Annotated in this window: 10 protein-coding genes; 3 read left to right on the top strand and 7 right to left on the bottom strand. The window is 37.0% G+C overall.

Annotated elements, in window-relative coordinates:
• Window positions 1-100 precede the first annotated feature (100 nt).
• Complete coding sequence (locus tag GTZ96_RS00210) at window positions 101-511, top strand: BrxA/BrxB family bacilliredoxin (protein WP_128193153.1); 411 nt, start codon at window positions 101-103, stop codon at window positions 509-511.
• 306 nt (window positions 512-817) lie between these two features.
• Window positions 818-1,150, top strand: coding sequence for a 2Fe-2S iron-sulfur cluster-binding protein (locus GTZ96_RS00215; protein ID WP_161640370.1), 333 nt, complete (start codon window positions 818-820; stop codon window positions 1,148-1,150).
• 238 nt (window positions 1,151-1,388) lie between these two features.
• Here GTZ96_RS00215 and GTZ96_RS00220 read toward each other — a convergent pair whose 3' ends face one another.
• Window positions 1,389-3,278 (bottom strand): peptidase U32 family protein, encoded by a 1,890-nt coding sequence (locus GTZ96_RS00220; protein WP_161640371.1) that lies wholly within the window; start codon window positions 3,276-3,278, stop codon window positions 1,389-1,391.
• A gap of 275 nt (window positions 3,279-3,553) precedes the next feature.
• Between GTZ96_RS00220 and GTZ96_RS00225 the strand changes: the two genes are divergently transcribed.
• On the top strand, window positions 3,554-4,003 hold the full coding sequence (locus GTZ96_RS00225) for an energy transducer TonB (RefSeq protein ID WP_161640372.1): 450 nt from the start codon (window positions 3,554-3,556) through the stop codon (window positions 4,001-4,003).
• A 76-nt stretch (window positions 4,004-4,079) separates the two neighbouring features.
• Here GTZ96_RS00225 and GTZ96_RS00230 read toward each other — a convergent pair whose 3' ends face one another.
• The 6 genes from GTZ96_RS00230 to GTZ96_RS00255 all read right to left on the bottom strand — a co-directional run bounded on the left by GTZ96_RS00230 (window position 4,080) and on the right by GTZ96_RS00255 (window position 18,018).
• The gene (locus GTZ96_RS00230; protein ID WP_161640373.1) at window positions 4,080-6,515 is read right to left on the bottom strand and encodes a sugar-binding domain-containing protein; all 2,436 of its coding nucleotides are present in this window, start codon (window positions 6,513-6,515) and stop codon (window positions 4,080-4,082) included.
• Between the two features lie 50 nt (window positions 6,516-6,565).
• Complete coding sequence (locus tag GTZ96_RS00235; protein WP_161640374.1) at window positions 6,566-10,069, bottom strand: malectin domain-containing carbohydrate-binding protein; 3,504 nt, start codon at window positions 10,067-10,069, stop codon at window positions 6,566-6,568.
• Window positions 10,070-10,134: 65 nt separating this feature from the next.
• Window positions 10,135-12,948, bottom strand: coding sequence for an alpha-d-galacturonidase (locus tag GTZ96_RS00240; RefSeq protein WP_161640375.1), 2,814 nt, complete (start codon window positions 12,946-12,948; stop codon window positions 10,135-10,137).
• A 127-nt stretch (window positions 12,949-13,075) separates the two neighbouring features.
• The gene (locus GTZ96_RS00245; protein WP_235972814.1) at window positions 13,076-13,972 is read right to left on the bottom strand and encodes a sugar phosphate isomerase/epimerase family protein; all 897 of its coding nucleotides are present in this window, start codon (window positions 13,970-13,972) and stop codon (window positions 13,076-13,078) included.
• Between the two features lie 87 nt (window positions 13,973-14,059).
• Entirely contained in the window at window positions 14,060-15,205 is a 1,146-nt protein-coding gene (locus GTZ96_RS00250) for a sialidase family protein (RefSeq protein ID WP_161640377.1), read from the bottom strand.
• A 56-nt stretch (window positions 15,206-15,261) separates the two neighbouring features.
• Window positions 15,262-18,018, bottom strand: a complete 2,757-nt coding sequence (locus GTZ96_RS00255) for a glycoside hydrolase family 78 protein (protein WP_161640378.1) — start codon at window positions 18,016-18,018, stop codon at window positions 15,262-15,264.
• Window positions 18,019-18,139 lie beyond the last annotated feature (121 nt).

Below are 18,139 nucleotides of genomic sequence, written 5' to 3' on the forward strand. Positions count from 1 at the left end.
CTATCAAACTATAACAAAACTTTATAATCCGAGCCATTTAGTTCGACAGATTCTTTGTAACTTTGCCTATTCAAAAATTACAAATTAAAATACAAAAGATATGTATCCACAAGAAATGGTAACTCCAATGCAAGCTGAATTAACTACAGCTGGTTTTCAAGATTTACATAGTGCTCAAGATGTTGAAAACGCTATCAAAGCAGAAGGAACAACATTAGTTGTTGTAAACTCTGTTTGTGGTTGTGCTGCAAGAAATGCACGTCCAGGAGCAAAATTGAGTTTAGAAGGTGCTAAAAAACCAGATCATTTAATAACTGTTTTTGCAGGAGTTGATAAAGAAGCAGTAGATGCTGCAAGACAGCACATGTTTCCTTTTCCTCCATCATCGCCATCTATGGCTTTGTTCAAAAACGGAGAATTGGTTCACATGTTAGAGCGTCACCACATTGAAGGTCGCCCGGCTGAAATGATTGCTGAGAACTTGCAAGATGCTTACAACGAATATTGCTAATATTTAAAGCAAAGATCAATACGATTTAACCGCAGATTCACAGATTTTTAATGTGAATCTGCGGTTTGTTTTTTTAAACCATTAAGAAAATTTAGAATCTAATTATAACCGCAAAGCTCACTAAGTTCTTTCGCAAAGGAAAAACTAAGTTACACTTAAAAATTTCTAATATTTATATCATTTCTTTAATCTATGTTCCAAAAAAATAGTGTAAATCTGAACATTTCTTCTAAAACCTAGCGGACTTAGCGTAAAACTTAGCGAACTTTGCGGTTTAAAAAAAACAATTTTTGCGGTAAAAAATCCTTGGAAAAAGAACTCAAAACCATAACCTTCACTGTTATTGAAAACGGAACTCGAATCCCGATTGTAACGCGTCATGGCAGTTATCCAAATTTGATGTATTTGCTGAAAGAAGAATTACAGTTGGAAAGTTTTGGCGAATGTGGCGGAGTGGGTAGATGTGCTACTTGTGTTGTAAAAACAAAAGGAATTACTGGGAATTCAGCCCTAAAAGAGCGCAATGAACCCGCAACCTTATCCAAATTAGGATTTGAAGAAGCAGCCATTCGTCTCTCTTGCCAAATCTACATCACCGCTGATTTGAATGGAGCTGAAATTACTGTTTTAGAAATATAAACAAACTCATCTACTATATAATTTGCAGTTTTTTAACCGCAAAGAGCACTAAGTTTGTACGCAAAGGACACCAAAGCATACTTTACTAAACTTAATACCTTAATGGTTTCTAAAAATTTTCTTAGAGACCTTTGTGCATTCTTTGTGACCTCTGCCTGTCGGCAGACAGGTTTGTGGTTAAGCAATAAAAAAAGCCACAACATCAGTTGCAGCTTTCTCTATTTTATTCAATTAAAACTTATCTTCTTTTTACATAATCCAATTGCTCGTCCTGGTCGATGATTTCAAATTCGGCATCTTTTTCCCAAATTTCCATCTCACAAGGCTTACAGTTGAATTTCAATTTATATTCCGTTTCGCCGTGTTTTAACGTTAGCGGTTCTTTTACTTTTTCTCCCATAGTATCACGCTGAAAACGGGCACATTTACCCAACTCGTATTTCACGCAATATTTGGTTGTCATTACACGCGCTTTCCCGGGATCCCATTGCAATTCGAATGCTTTTTCAATCTCAGTTACACCATGTCTTTTATAGAAAGCTCTCGCCAATTTATTCGAGACATTAAAAGTAAAATCTAATTTTTCGGTTGGATAAGAAATATCCGATTTTGTGATTTGGAATTCTTCTCTATGGTATTCATTGATTCGAATATCAATCAATTGTTCCAAAGCAATTCTTCGTACTTCATTCACTTTTGAAATTGGTAAAAACCAATTGTTAGTAAATTCTACTTCTATATCATCCACTACAAAAGGTGTATTTCCCGTTTTAGCTAAGTTCTTTGTGATATTCGGGATTACTGATTCTTCACTTTTTGCTAGTTCTTTTTCAGTAGCCAGAGTCGCTATACTTTGGTGCCCGTCTTCATCCACCACTGTTAATTGGAAACCTTCCTCCGTTTCAGAAAAACGAAGGCTTACTCCAATTTTTCGAACCGCAGCATTTTCTTTTTCTACAATTCGGTTGAATTCTGCATCCGAATTTCGATAAATAACCGTTCCTACAGCAATATTTTTAAAGGTATTCGGCACCACAATATCATTCACAATAATATTGATTTGTACCCCATCGGCAATGCCTTCTTCATTAATGAAAAACAAACCATCACCATTATTTAGCTTATCATGATTTTCAATCACATAACCATTGGCTTTGATTTCGGTAACTTTTCCAATGTACTGCCCTTGCGATTTTGGACTTTCCCAGTTTCCGATTTTCTCTTTACGTTGGTTTACAAAATAATCCGTATAACCTCTATTGAAACTTCTGTCCATTTCCGGTTCGAAATTATAAAAAGTCCTTCCCGAAGAAGCTTTTTGGAAACTATCATTATTTTCTAAAAAAGCATCCAATTTCTTTCTTAAAAACGAAGTATTGTTTTTTACGTAAACAATGTCTTTTAAACGACCTTCGATTTTGAATGAAGTAATCCCTGCCTCAATCAAATTGGGTAATTGGTCACTTAAATCCAAATCTTTTATCGAAAGCAAATGACTTTCGGTCAATAAAGTCGTTCCGTTTCCATCAATCAAATTGTACGGCAAGCGACAGTTTTGTGCACAAGAACCACGATTAGCACTACGTTCTCCACCCGCGATACTCATATAGCAATTCCCGCTAAAAGACACGCAAAGCGCACCAGAAACGAAGAATTCTAATTCTACATCAGTTGCTGCGGCAATGTCTCGCACCTGGTCTAAATTCAACTCTCTGGCTAAAACCACGCGTTGCATTCCGACATCTTTCAGGAATTTTACGTGTTTTGGTTCACGGTTATTTGCTTGAGTACTTGCGTGAATAACTATTGGAGGCAAATCCATTTCCATAATCGCCATGTCCTGCACAATAAGCGCATCAACACCAATATCGTATAATTGATAGATTAATTTTTTACAAGCGTCTAATTCGTTGTCGTACAAAATGGTATTAATCACCACAAAAACCTGTGCCTTAAACAAGTGAGCATATTTCACCATTTCGGCAATATCTTCAACTGAATTGGTTGCATTGGTACGCGCTCCAAAAAGCGGTGCTCCAATATATACAGCATCTGCACCCGCATTGATAGCCGCAATTCCCTGAACCAAATTTTTAGCCGGAGCAAGAATTTCTACTTTCTTTTTCATATAATCATTACTATAATTCCAAATTTTCTGGAATCAAAGTGCAAAAGTATAAAATACTTCTCAAAAAATCAGGGTTTTAGTGGGATTAAGATTTAAATCATTTGAAAAACAATCATTTACAACATAAGTATCTATTCAAATATTTAAATGATATCGATAAAACACATTAACTGATTATCAAGTTAAACAATAAAATTAAATCCTAAAAATAAAAGATTTTATTTACAAATCAAATTATTCTATATATTTAACATCTAACAAATGTTTTCAAATCAATGAAAAAAATATTTCTTTTATTCTTTATTGTATTTACTTCTATCTCTTTTGGACAATCCAAAAAAGACTCTTTATCAACAACCAAAATCAATATAATTAATAGTTTTGAAGAATATATAGCTAATAATAATGATAAAAATAAAATTTATTCTTCTGCAGAAGTCGATACACGACCAGAACTTATAGGTTGGATAAAAAAAGAACAATTTATAAAGGATAACTTTAGAACTCCTGTAGTAAACGGAGAAAAAATTGAAGGAAAAGTGTATGTTTCTTTTGTAATAGAAAAAGACGGATCCATCTCTAACATAGGGATAATAAGAGACGTAGGTCATGGCACTAAAGAGGAAGCTATAAGAGTTCTTCAAAATATGCCCAGATGGAATCCAGCAAAAAAAGATGGAATAACTGTAAGGTGTAGTTTTACTATGCCTATGATTTTACCTTAATATATTTCCCTAAAGATTGAATCAAAAAAAGCACGAATAAAAATCCGTGCTTTTTAAAACTAAATATCTCTAAAAATTATTCCACTTTGATACTTACAGTTTCTAAACTAATATTCCCTGCTGTAGTAGCTTCAAGTGTGATGTTTTCTGCTTTTTTATTCGATTGTAAAATCACAACACATTTCCCGTTATACAATTTACGATAATCAGCTTTAAAAGGCTCTAAACTGGCTTGGTAACCATTGTCTACTCCAACAATTTTAGCTCCTCCGGAAACTTTAAAATTAATTAGATTATCGGCTGTAGGAAGTGAATTTCCGTTTTTGTCCTGCAAAGAAACTGTCACGTAAGCCAAATCATATCCGTCGTTTTTAATGCTCGTTTTATCCGACTTCAAATCGATTTTAGTCGCTTCGCCAGCCGTATGAATTTCGGTTTCCTTCACTATTTTTCCATCTTTTCTGGAAATGGCTTTCAATGTTCCTGCCTCAAAAGGTACTTTCCAAGCAATGTGCAATTCGTCTCCTTTTTTAGCTTTCGAACCTAGAGATTTTCCGTTTAGGAATAATTCTACTTCATCAGCATTGTTGTAATATGCCCAAACATCAATCATTTGACCCGCTTTCCAGTTCCAATGTGGCAATAAATGCAAGACCGTCTTATTACTCCACTCGCTTTGGTACATATAATAGACATCTTTAGGGAAACCCGCCAAATCTACAATCCCAAAATACGAACTACGCGCAGGATAAGGATACGGATCAGGTTCGCCAATGTAATCAAAACCTGTCCAAACAAAAGTCCCCGCTATAAAATCGTATTTTTTTGCCGCTTTCCAGTTCTCTTCATGAGTCGTTCCCCAATATGAGGCGATATTATCAAAAGCAGTTACCGTCAGATCAGGATTTCCATCAAAAGTTTCACCATATTTTTTTGGCCAGAATCGAATGCTATCCGTTGGCATATCATAGCGACCTCTTGTTTCATAAGCCGAAACACTCTCAGAAGCGATGATTTTTTGCCCTTTGAAACGCTCCGGAAAAGTAGCGTAATCGGCATGTTTGTAGTTAAATCCTAAAAGATCTAAAGCACCCGATTGATAGATGAAATTCTTCTCCGGTACATTCTCGGTCAAAGCCGAAGTTACCGGTCTGGTTTTGTCTAAAGATTTTACAATTTGGGCTAATTCTCTGGTAATACGAACACCGGTGCTGTCAAATTGTTCACGGATTTCGTTCCCAATACTCCACATCATTACCGATGGGTGATTGCGGTCTCTTTTTATAAAATCTTCCAAATCGCGTTTATGCCATTCGTCCCAATATTTATGGTAATCATTAGTTACTTTTTTCTTTTTCCAAACATCAAAAACCTCATCCTGCACAATAAGTCCCATTTCGTCACACAGTTGCAACAACTCTAAAGAAGGTGGATTATGTGAAGTTCGAATCGCATTCACACCCATTTCTTTCATGATGGTTAATTTTCTTTTGATAGCATGAAAATTAGCCACAGCCCCTAAAGCACCGTTATCATGATGCAAGCAAACGCCCAAAAGCTTGGTTGGAACACCATTTAAAGAAAATCCTTTTTCGGCATCAAATGCAAAATATCGAAATCCAAGTGGTGTTTCATAATTATCAACCAGAGTCGATTTTTCATAGATTTTCGTGACTACCTTATATAAATTCGGGTTTTCAGTATCCCATAATTTTGGATTTTTGACTTCAAATTTTTGTCCTTTTTCCAAAATAGTATTCGCTCCAATTTTTCCGGTAGATTCCAGCTGTGCCACCGAACGGTTATTGGCATCCAAAATATTGGTTACCACTTTGAATTCCTTTGGCAAATCAGAATCGTTTTGAATACTAACGTTATAATCTACCGTAGCTTTTCCCTTTGAAACTTCGGGTGTAGTCACCACAGTTCCCCAATGTGCCACGTGCAATTTATCGGTAGTTACTAAACGCACATTTCTATAAATCCCGGAACCTGTGTACCATCTGGAACTTGGTTGTGCATCGTTATCGACTTTTACAGCAATGTAATTTTTTTGATTTCCAAAGTTCAAATACTTTGTCAAATCATAAGAAAACGAAATATATCCAAACGGACGTTTTCCTAAATAATTTCCGTTAATCCAGACTTCGCTATTGCAAAAAACACCATCAAATTCGACAGCAATGCTTTTGTTTTTAGCCGATTCTGGCAAAGTAAAACTTTTGCGGTACCAGCCCATTCCTGCTGGCAAAGCGCCTTGTTGCGGCTTAGTTGGATGGTCTTTACTAAACGCACCTTCGATACTCCAATCGTGTGGTAAATCTAATATTCGCCAATCATTCGCGTCAAAATTAGCTTGTATCGCAGTAGGATGATCGCCCAATTTAAAATTCCAATCCGGATTAAAATCGGCTACAATTCTACTTTCTTTTTTTGTTGATGCACAAGCAACCAAGAACAATACTATAATTGCTGTTGCAGATTTTTTTAAAACACTTTTATGTAAATTCATAAGTCTATTTTTTTAACTCCCTCTCCTTTGGAGAGGGCTGGGGTGAGGATTTATTGAAACTCAAAAGATTCCAAACGCAATCCTTTCATGTTATCCGATTCAATTCTGATTTTATATTTTCCTGCATTGATATAGCCTCCCGAAGTGGTATTTAAAACCTTCCATTTTTCAGTTGGCGTAGGGAATTCGATGTTGTCATTTCGTAATAAAATGCCATACGCATCTTCGATAACCAACTTTACTTTTATCGGTTCGGCGTTCATATTCATGTATCTAAAACGCATCAAATAGACATTGGCAACACCCGGATTGACTTCAAATTCGATACTGTTTGGAGTACTTTTGGTAAATTCAACATAATCATTGCTCTTGAAATTTCCCTTTACAATTCCGTCACCAGTAATTTTAGCGGTTTCGGCTTCCAGTTTTAACGAAGGTCTGTCGTCCTTATTTTTTCCCATGTCCGATGTTGGAACAACTACAATCGAATTAGCATTGTTTTCGAAAGCTACTTTTTCTCCTTTTTTTACTTCTTTTTCGAAAACAGCAAAAGTAACTCCACTGCTATTTTTAGCCTTTTCTTCTGATTTTTTAAAGTTCGAAAGCCAAGGCAAAGTCGTTTTTATATTCGAATCTACCAATGCATAAACAGTAGCATCTTCTTTCGAAACAAAAGAACCTGAATTAGTGTTTTCTTTCGAAAAACGGATATAATCAGCAGCATACAAACTAGCTGGTAATTGCGTAAAAGTCACATCCGAATTTGAATATTGTTTCGAATTTAGTTGCAACCAGGAACCAATTTCAAATGGTGTATTAGTGGCAACATCCAGAATATTCTTTGGCGAAGCTGCAGCTGCTTTCACAGATTTGTCTTTGGTAGCAATGGCAATCGCTGAGATAATTCCTTCTCCCGAACTTACTTTTGGAAAATTAATTACTAATTGACCGTTTTTGCTTTTCACCGTGAACGTTTTTTTCACTGCTTTCGAAAAACCAACTTCGCTCCAAATATCAAAGTCTTTTAAAACCACCTGATCGTTGATTGCCACATCAAAAACGCGCCAATCTACGCAATCCAGTCCTCCGCCAGTTCCATACCATGGTTCTGAAAAATACAAATCGACCAAATATTCTCCATCGGGAACGGGGAATTCATACTTTAATTTATCCATTCCATAACGGAAATTCTGAAACAAAGCATCATTTTGAGTTCCATCAACAAGATCAAAAGTAGCACGCTGACTTGCAAAATAAGCAGGCACATTTTTAAAATTATTTGACCAGGATGTAGAACCCCAGGTATTCGCTTCGGTCTTATGTACGTCAGCTAACCATTGATTTCCATCAGTATCTTTGAAATCAGGACCACCACAATTGACACGATAAATATAATTGTAGTTCGCTTTTGACCAAACGATTTCTTCTTTTGAACTTAACGATTTTAAGTTTGGTGCCTCAGGTAAATTGTTCAAAACAATATAATCCTGAGCTACTTTTTCACCATCCACATAACCCACAGCATACAAGACATTGTACTGAATATTGACCTTATTCCATTGAAAATGCTGTCCTCTTCCTAGGTTTTTCAATTTCCCTAAAGATTGATTATTCACGTCATTGAACAATTCGACTTCATCACAATTGGAATACACATCGATTCCGTTCTTGATTCCGACAGATTCCCAACGATTAGGCCAAGTGTGCGAAACAATATACACCATCGGATTGGTTTTATTCGACGCATAATTGGCTCGGTACATATAATAAGCGTCCAGAGGCTCGCCCCAAATGCTAAACAATCCTTTGTAATTAACTGGTCCAACCTGATCAATGGTTCTAAACCCTTCGCCATTTTGCTCGCGTCCCGGATTTTCATGCGAAGCAAACAACCAGTTGAATTGTCCCGCTATTTTATCTTTTACGGCCTCGGCTTCGCGAACTTTAATTTCCATTAATTGCGAAAAACGGTTTTCGCTCAAAATTCCTTTTTGGTCAAATTCGCCTTCGGTATGCAAATCATGCGAACGCCAGGCACCATATTCCCCATTCAGCAATTGTTCTGAAAGTTCCACATGGTAATTCGACGGATTTCCCCCATAAGTTCCTGACCAGTTTTGCACCACATTCCAATCGGTTCCTTCGCCGCCATTACAAGTAGTTACTTTGCGTTGTGATGAAGCTGTAGGATCCATTTCGCGGATGATTTGGGTACATTCTTCAGCAAATTCCTTTGGAATCGTGCTTTCATTTTGTAATCCCCATAAAACCACCGATGGATTGTTGCGACGTTCTTTAATCCATTCTCGTAATAAGGTTTTGAAATTAGCTTTAAACTCAGGCGTATCGTACCAAATATGAGCCGAAAACTGACTCCAAAACAAAATACCACTTTCGTCTAAAAGTTCCTGATATTTTAGATTGTGCGGTTGGTGTGCTTCTCTAAAAGAGTTGAATCCGGCAGCTTTTATTTGCTCGATTCTGGCTTTTATTTGAGTATCCAAAAAGGCGTGACTTTGTCCTAATTGATGTTCATATTCACAAGTTCCATTGATAAATACGGGGGTATCATTGATAAAAAATCGTTTGTCATCACCCGCTCTATCTACTGGCCAGGAAACCCAACGAATTCCATAAGGCGTAGTAATTTTATCAAAAACTTTATTTTTTTCTAAAATAGTGGTCGAAAGGCTGTATAAATACGGACTTTCCGGTGACCATAAATTAGGATTCTTGATTTCAGGCAAGGTTTGCTGAATCTCTTTAATTTCTTTCGAAAGCAAAACAGTATTCTTAGCCGAAGCTACTTCCTTTCCATTTTTATCTAAAAGAGAACTTATCACCGTAATTTTTCTATCGGATTGACTGTAATTCTGGATTTCGGTTGTGGTATGCAAAACAGCTTTCTCTTTCGAAGTCGATTTATCATTCCAGACATGAACCCCAAAAGGAGCAACCCGAACCTCATTTGTAATGACTAAAGTCACCGGTCTAAAAATCCCCATCGGTTGTGAACCTTCTGAAAATCCCCATTCGCCGGAACAACCACCACAAACCCAAGGCAAATCGGCAATAAAAGCAGGATGAGCCGCTTTGACCACGATTCGGTTATTAGCATCAAATTTTACGGCATCGCTAATGTCTAAGGTAAAAGTCGTTCGACCACCTTTGTGTTGACCAACTTCTTTTCCGTTAACCCAAACTGTAGCGTAACTGTTTACTCCTTCAAAAAACAGAAAGAGTTTTTTACCTTTTTGTTGTTTGCCAATTTTTAAATTTTTCGAATACCAGGCCGTTCCGTGCAAGTTGCCGTGTTTCATTTGGCGAAAGCCTTCATATTGATCCCAATTGTGAGGAACATTTACGGATTTCCAATTGGCATCGGCATTTGAATTTTGCACAAAATCTTGCTTTGACTCTGGATGAGAATCCACCATGGTGGTTTTCCAACCTGCATTCAACGAAATCTCCTTACGAAATGAAGTTGCTCTTTCTTGGGTTTGTGCCCATGAAACAGTAGTTATAAAAAATAGTATGCGTATTAATTTCTTCATTTTACCTTTTAAATTTAACTCTGTCAGGGTTCAAAACCCTGAAAGGGTTTAAAATTTTTCTATTCTTAGTAAAACAACCAGTCTACCGCGCCTTTTTCGCCTTCGTCGATATAACCCACATCACGAGTTGTAATGTTTTGATTGGCATCAATAAATCCTAAAATTAGGACTCTTCCTTTGCCTAAATCCAGTTTATTTTCTCCCGGTTGAAACGTATACGTATGAATATTGATTCTTGGCAATTCTTTCAAATTCATCGCACTTGCCAAAATCACTTCGGCTTGACCATAGGCATTTCCGGCTGCATCAGTTTCTAAACTTGGTGGAAACAAAAATCTTTTTTGGTCGGAATTGAAATAACCTACCACCAGTTTTACGGCTTTGGTGTTTTTGAATTTCAGGTGTGTTCCGTTCTCATTTTGAGAAGTTTCATCAAAAGCAATTCCTTTTAGGTTTTGCAATTCAGGAGCTACTTTTATCAGTTCTGAAATTGGAGTTCCGTACACTTTCGTTCCATTCTTTACTGTGTAAGTTCCTTTACTTTCTTCCGAAGATTTATTTAAAATTTGGTTGTCAGGAACCGCCTTTTCATTTTTATTGGAAGAAGATTTATTGTTGGCGGTTTCGCTTAATAAAGTTACTTCTGCTGTTTGCCATGGCTTGCCTTGCTTTGTTGCAACCTTACCATCTTTTGATGTTTTTAATAGTTCCAAATTTCTTTTGAAATTAGCCAACTCTCTTTCGTAATGTGGCAATAATTCTGCCCAGGTTTTGTTGTTTCCGTCATCTCCTCCAATTGGAATTCGGCGTTGCGCAGTTTGCATACTATTGGCATACAAATAATGATCTTTCGTCAGATTGACCAAAGTTTCATAATATTCGATACTTTTTTCTAAATGCGGAAGGGCTTTATCCAAATCGGCAATATCATTAGAATAGCTGTATCGCAACACTAAAATAGCAGCTTTTACTTTCTCTGAAAAGAAATCGGCGAAAGCTTTATAAGCGTGCACATCGTTTTTCAAACGCAGGAATTCTTCCTTGTCTTTAGTTACTTTTACTTCTGCTTTGTCAATCGCTTCAACGGCTAATCTTCCGTGCTCTGTGATTTCCGAGATTATTTGTGTTGGCAATTCACCTGAATGTGCTTCGTGATTCCACTCTTTTTTAGCATATTCTAAAAGTAATTCCCCAGCAGGTCCACAAGATTCGTGGAATCCAGGATACACACGCCATTTTGCTGGATTGACCAACTGGCTTTCGAACATTCCTAATAATAAGGTTTGACGGTTCCCCTCTGTGATTCCGAAACGTCTTAATGTTTTTGGTGCGATTTCGCCTGTTTCTTCGTAGGCTTTTAAGATATTATTTGCTGCTTCGGTATCTGTTCCGTACTTAGCAGCTAAATCTTTATCCCAATATTTAACCTCTTCGTTTCTGTCTCTCTTGCTATCCCAGGCATATCTTGCCCAGGCTTTGTACCAAATCCAGTCACGATCCATTTCCAATAATCGTTCACCTGTTTTGGTTTTATCTGCTGAATATGGCCAGTCCCAATACGATGCCTGCGGATACAAATGCAAAGCATTCGCCCCATGAACACTGTGCATTGCTTTCACTGTTTTCTGGATAAAATCAGGGGAACCGTAACGGAAAGGTTCCAGGTTTGCCAAAATATGAACGTTTTCGATATGGATTGATTTTAAAGCGCTCAACTGTTTGTGCGTCTCGCCCCAAGGTCCGCCTGGCGTATAAGTCGTCAAAGATTCTCCCGTGTATTTACTTTCTGTGTACAGGTTTTTATACAACGGAAGCGACTTTTCCATTACCAATGGCCCATCGGTGTCGTGAGAACGTAAAATAATTGGTGGTTCATCCGTTCTTCCCAATGCTTTTAATCCGTCCTGAACACCTGGAATAATGGTTTTGGTAAACCATTCCACATCATCATCAACTGTATTAATAGCTTCGCCAAGACAAACCATCAATCCAACATTTGGATATTTTTCAATAAAGGCTGCAATTGATTTTCGGGTATAATCGGAAAGCAAAGGTGTAATAGATCTGGAACGATCTTGCGTTTTCATATTATAATGCTCCGCAAATGGTTTGGAAACTATGATATTATAAAACATCTGAATGACCCAGATTCCTCTTTTGTTGGCTTCTACGGTAAGATATTTATAGATTTCCTCATTCTTTTTGAAATCTTCGTCGCTTACTTCAACGGCAAACGGATAGTCTTTTAGTTTTACCAACGAAGCAAAAGGATGTCCGTTCCATAAATACAAGGAATTCATTCTATTCTCGACCATCATATCCAAATACTTTGTCCAAAGTTTTTTGTCGTAAAACCAAGGGAAAGTTTCAGGCGTGTATGGATATTCGTAAACATCTCTGCCCGGAAGATAAACCGGCTTTTGCATTCCGATACAAGCACCTCTCAAGACCATTTCCGGACTGTCATCGATATTGATTTCTGATGGAATTTCTCCTGAAGTTTTAATTCGGTCTGCCAATTCCAAAGCACCGTACAAAGCGCCTGAAGCATCAGTTCCTTCAATGAAAATGATGTTTTTTTGTGTGCGAATTTGAAAACCTTCTTTCTTTGTTAATTTGCTATCATCGATTTTTGCCTTTTTTGTGTTTAGCTTCCAGAAATCAGTTCCTTTTTCGCCAATAACAATTACCTTGTCTTTTGATTTTTTAGGAGCTTTATCAGCAAAAACAACTTTGAATCCTTTAGCAGTTGCCGTTTCAGATAGTTTTTGGGCACCAAATTGCGCTCGAGGTGCATTGGCATCACGAACAATAGTTATGTTTTGCGCAGATAAATAAGACGCAAAAAAACATAAAAAAAGTAAACTTAAATATTTCATTGTATTGTAATTTTTTGTTTTACCACAAAGGCGCAAAGACTCAAAGTTTTTAGAAGTTTTTAGAAGTTAATAAAACCGTTGAACTTAAATTTTCTTTGTGACTTTGTGCCTTCGTGGCATTTAATTTTTAATTCTGGAAAATGCGTTTTAAATACGCAACATTTGCGCCGTAATTTGCTTTCACGTTATGTACCTGCGTGGTATCACGGGAACGCTCTACAATAAGCCAGCCTTCCCAGTTCATCTTATCTAAAGTAGCTTTGATTTTAGGCATATTGATGGCTTTGTCATTTTGCAACCAAAAACCATCGGTGTTTGAAGCATGGATTTGAGCCAAATATTTTTTACCTAAAATTGCAAGTTCTGCTGAAATGTCTTTTCTGTTTTCAATAGCATTCGAAAAGTTGAATGAACTCTTGATTTGTTTACAACCGATTTCCTTTAATAATTTTTTCTCAGCTGTGGCGTCCAGTGTAGTTTCAATAGCAATAACACCACCTATTTTAGCCACTTGCTTTGCTGCCCATTGTAAACGCTCAATGATTATTGGACGTAATTCCGGATTTTTTCTCAAATCACATTGATTTCCTAATGGCAAATAAGCCACTTTTACGTTCATCGTTTTCATCGCATCAATACAATCCTGAACCATTTTTTTCACGGTTTCTCTCTTCGCAAATGATTGTCCATAAAACCCAGACATCGCAATCGAAGAAATCCCAACATTAAATTCTTTTGACTTATCCTTAAATTTTTTCACCTCAACAGGATCGGCTAATTTACTGTCAAAAGTTTCACGGTTTCCTAAACCACCCATGTCTAATTCTATTCCGTCTGCTTTCAATTCGCTTGCTAATTCAAATGAACCCAGCTTTTGTCTTTTTAGAATCATCCAATCACAAACGGCAACTTTATATTGCTGTTTCTTGATGGAAGACTGCGCAATCCCACAACTATTAAAAGTACTGCACAAGACTGCAATAACTACAATAATGGAATTCCTTTTTAAATAAGTTAACTTCATATTATGAGTTTTTACCATTAAGACAGTAAGAAAGTTAAGCGTATTGCTTAATGAAACTTAATATCTTAATGGTTAAATTTTTAATTCTTATTCTTCTTCCGCTTTAACCGCTTTCACTTCCTTACCTTCATCTCCAGGCCAGATTCCGTTTTTGATTGGAAGAGACACTAATTTGCTAGGATCTACTTTTACGTATTTCAATTTCTCTCTTCTCCAGGTGTAAACAATATGCACCATTCCGTCTTTACTTTGAATCATAGAAGGGTACGAATACTGGCTGATTTTAGAATCTTCTAAAACCAAGGCAGCGTTCCAATGAATTCCGTCTTTAGAAATGGAAACATTCAAAGGTGTTCTTGGGCCTTTGGCTAAATCTCCGGGAGGTAAAACGTGATTGTAAACCAACAGATGTTTTCCGTTTTTAAGTGTTACCGCATCGGTTCCTGAATTGTTATTTGGCAAACCAATTAATTCTACATCCAACCAGGTTTTTCCGTTGTCTTTAGAAAACGTACTGAAAATAGCTCTGTTTCTGGTTCTTCCAATTGCCTGAATGCTTCCATCTTTATGGAAAAGAATACTTGGCTGAATGGCATTAATTTGTTTTTTTCCTCTGGATAAAGTATCTCCCATAACCCAGGTTTTTCCAAAATCAGGAGTAGATTCCATACGCAAACGCCATCCATCACCCTCAATACTTGAAGGAAGCAATAGTGTTCCATTGCTTAGCAATACTGGTTTGTTTTTGATAGGTCCTAAAAATCCGTCAGGCATTTTTTCAGCTTCTGACCAGGTTTTCCCACCATCAGAAGACCTTCTTAGCATTCCCCACCATTCAGATGGTTTTGGCCCTATTTTGTAAAACAACATCAAATCGCCATTCGGAATTTGGTACAAAACCGGATTCCATGTTGGCAATCTTGGGCCTTCTTTCATTACACCATCGGCAACTTTTATTCCTTCAGTCCATTTGTCGCTTCCTTTAGGTTTTCTACTTACATAAATACAAACATCAGGGTTTCTTTCAGCGGTTCCTCCAAACCAAGATGTTACTAAATCGCCATTAGTTGCTTCCACAATCGTTACAGCATGACAGGAAGGATATGGTGCTTTATCATAAATAAATTCGTCTACTAAGATGCCTTCTTTCCAGGTTTTATGTTTCAAAGCAGAGCTGCAACTTCCTAATGTTATTATTCCAATCAGCATTAATGCTATTTTTAATCCTTTCATTATGATTTTTATTTATGTTATATATTTATTTAAATTCTTGTTTCTAAATCCTGTTTTTAGTTTAATTTCAAGATATAATCTCCTGATTCCAGAGTTAAAACTTGTTGGTTTCCTTCTGCTTTAAATGCAATGGAAGCCTTTTCTAATTTTGTTTTATTTACTGTAATGTTTTTAGAATCTGTAGTTGGTAAATACACCAAAGCAGTCGTATTCGCCGGAATGCTAATATTCCATTCTAAAGCTTTTTTAACTTTTTTCCAATTGCTTTTTATCAATCCATGAACTGATTCGTAAGATGCATTCACATAAGTCAATTTAGTATCAAAAGCGGGTTTCATAATAATTTGCTTGAAACCTGGCGTTTCCGGATTGCTTTTTATACCAGCAATATTTTCATAATACCAAACCATTAAATCTCCTAATAACATCACGTGATTTTGCGAATTCATCTTCGGGTCGGCGGTGTTTCCATTCCAAAGTTCCCAGATGGTAGTTGCTCCATTTGCAGCCATATAACCCCAACTTGGGTAAGTTTTATTAGAAGCCAATTGATAAGCCAAATCGGTTCTTCCAAAAGTCGATAAAGTACGCATCAAAAACTGTGTTCCAATCACGCCTGTGCTAATATGTCCTTTGTGAGTTACCTCAATTTCACGAACCATATTTTCGAAAACCTGCTGCTGCAAATTATTTGGAACCAACCCAAAAGCAAGCGGAAGCACATTTGCCGTTACCGTATTATTGGCATAGATATTCTTTTCTTTGTTGAAGAATTTAGCATTAAAAGCCGTCTTAATTTTCTCCGAAAGGGAATCATAATACTGAATATCTTTTGCGTCAGCGTGAATTAGCTGGGCAAAAGTTTTCATCTTTTGTAATAAATAATAATAAAAGGCACTCGAAATTAATTCGCCATCCGTTTTACGGCTTGGGTCTAAAGAATGAATCAACTCCAATGATTCAGGCGGAACGCACCAATCGCCATATTTGTCTTTGGCAATTAAATCATTCTCCATGTAGTTTTCCTCCATGTACACCATCCATTTTTTCATCGAAGGATAATGTTTTTCAATCACCGCCTTATCATCAAACTGATGGTACAACATATCAGCAACCGTAATATAAGTCCCCGGCCAGGTCACGTTGTCTCCATAATAACGCCAGAATGCAGGCGCTACATCAGGAATTCCTCCGTCCTGGGTTTGTGCATTTTTAATATCGTCCAGCCATTTAGCATATAAAGTTTGGTTGTCAAACAAAAAACTTTCTCCATAAGCCCCCGTAGTTCGGTCGCCCAACCAAGGCTGACGCTCATTTCGCTGTGGACAGTCGATAGGCATCCCTTTGTAATTCCCTCTAATTCCCCAATAGGCATTTTTAAAAATCTGATTCATTGTCTTATCAGAAGATTCAAAAGTCCCCGTTGTTTTGATATCATCATACACCACCTTGCCTGTGAAATCTGCCAAAGTTGGTGTCCCGCTTAAACCTGAAATTTCCACAAATCGGAAGCCGTGAAATATAAAACGTGGTTCCCAAATTTCTTGATTTTCGCCTTTCAACGTGTACACATCGGTCGTCTTAGCATCTCTTAGATTCTCGATGTACATACTGCCATCTACTTTTAAAGATTCGGCAAATTTCATCGTGATTCTACCTCCTGCTTTTCCTTTGACTTTAATTTGCAGCCAGCCCACCATATTCTGTCCCATGTCCAGAATGTAAGTTCCTTTTGGAGTCGCTTTTATCGAAATTGGTTTTACCTCGCCCATTATTTTCATATTCGGCGACGTCTGCGCTTCGTAAAAACCGCCCGGCTCCTGAACGTATCTGGCATTTACCCAGTTTTTATCATCAAAATTGGTCGTGTTCCAACCTTTCATTTCCTTCCGGGCATCGTATTCTTCACCGTCGTATTCGTTGTTGGACAAAATTGGACCGTCAGTAGTTAGTTTCCAGGTGTCGTCCGTTCTGATTACTTCACTGGTTCCATCAGTATATTCCACAAACAGTTGCAAAGCCATTTTCGGGAAACCAAATGATTTGATTTTATAGGGTTTGTAATCCTGACGCATCGCAAAAAAACGTCCGTTTCCTAAAATCGTTCCCAACATATTTTTGCCTTCTTTCAATTGCGAAGTCACATCAAAAACATTGTATTTTACGTTTTTGGTATAATCCGTTGGAACGGGTGCCAAAACCTGATCACCAATTTTATTTCCGTTAATGTACAGCTCATACAAGCCCATTCCCATAATGTAAACCTTGGCGCTTTTAACTTGTTTTTTTAAATCGATTTCTTTTCGCAAATAACGGGCAGACAATTTTGAATATTGAGAGATACTGTCATCCTTCGATAACTTTTCATACCCAATCCAACGTGTCGATTTCCAATCGGCATAAGTTAAAATCCCAAGGCTGAAATGAGCATTTTCTACAGATTTTATTTCTCCTTTATTGGTAAAAACAATTACTTTCCAAAACGCATTTTGTCGGTCTCCCAACCTTTTTCCGTTGTAAACTATATTGACAGATTCATTGCTTGCTACTTTTCCGCTGTCCCATAAATCGGCTTTGTTCGCGTTTAGATTTTCTAAAGTCGAAGCCACTAATATTTGATAAGACGTTTGTTTTACATCATTCACATCCGACTTTATTTGCCAACTCAAACGGGGTTTCACCACATCAATTCCCTCTGGATTGCTTAACATTTCGCATTGCAGATTTGTTACGCTGATTTTATTTTGGGCTTTCGCCGAAATTGAAATCAAGCTTATAATGATGAATGTAATATGTAACAAAAACTTTTTCATAGGTTGTTTTTTTTTCTATTTTCAACGGATTAAAATCCGTTGCTACAATATATCTCGTTCCTACGGAACTCTCACATTATTTACTAGAGCCATCGGCTCGGATTATTTTATAAGGCTGGAC

Origin of the sequence: Flavobacterium undicola (assembly GCF_009909155.2) — a bacterium.
Classification (GTDB): domain Bacteria; phylum Bacteroidota; class Bacteroidia; order Flavobacteriales; family Flavobacteriaceae; genus Flavobacterium; species Flavobacterium undicola.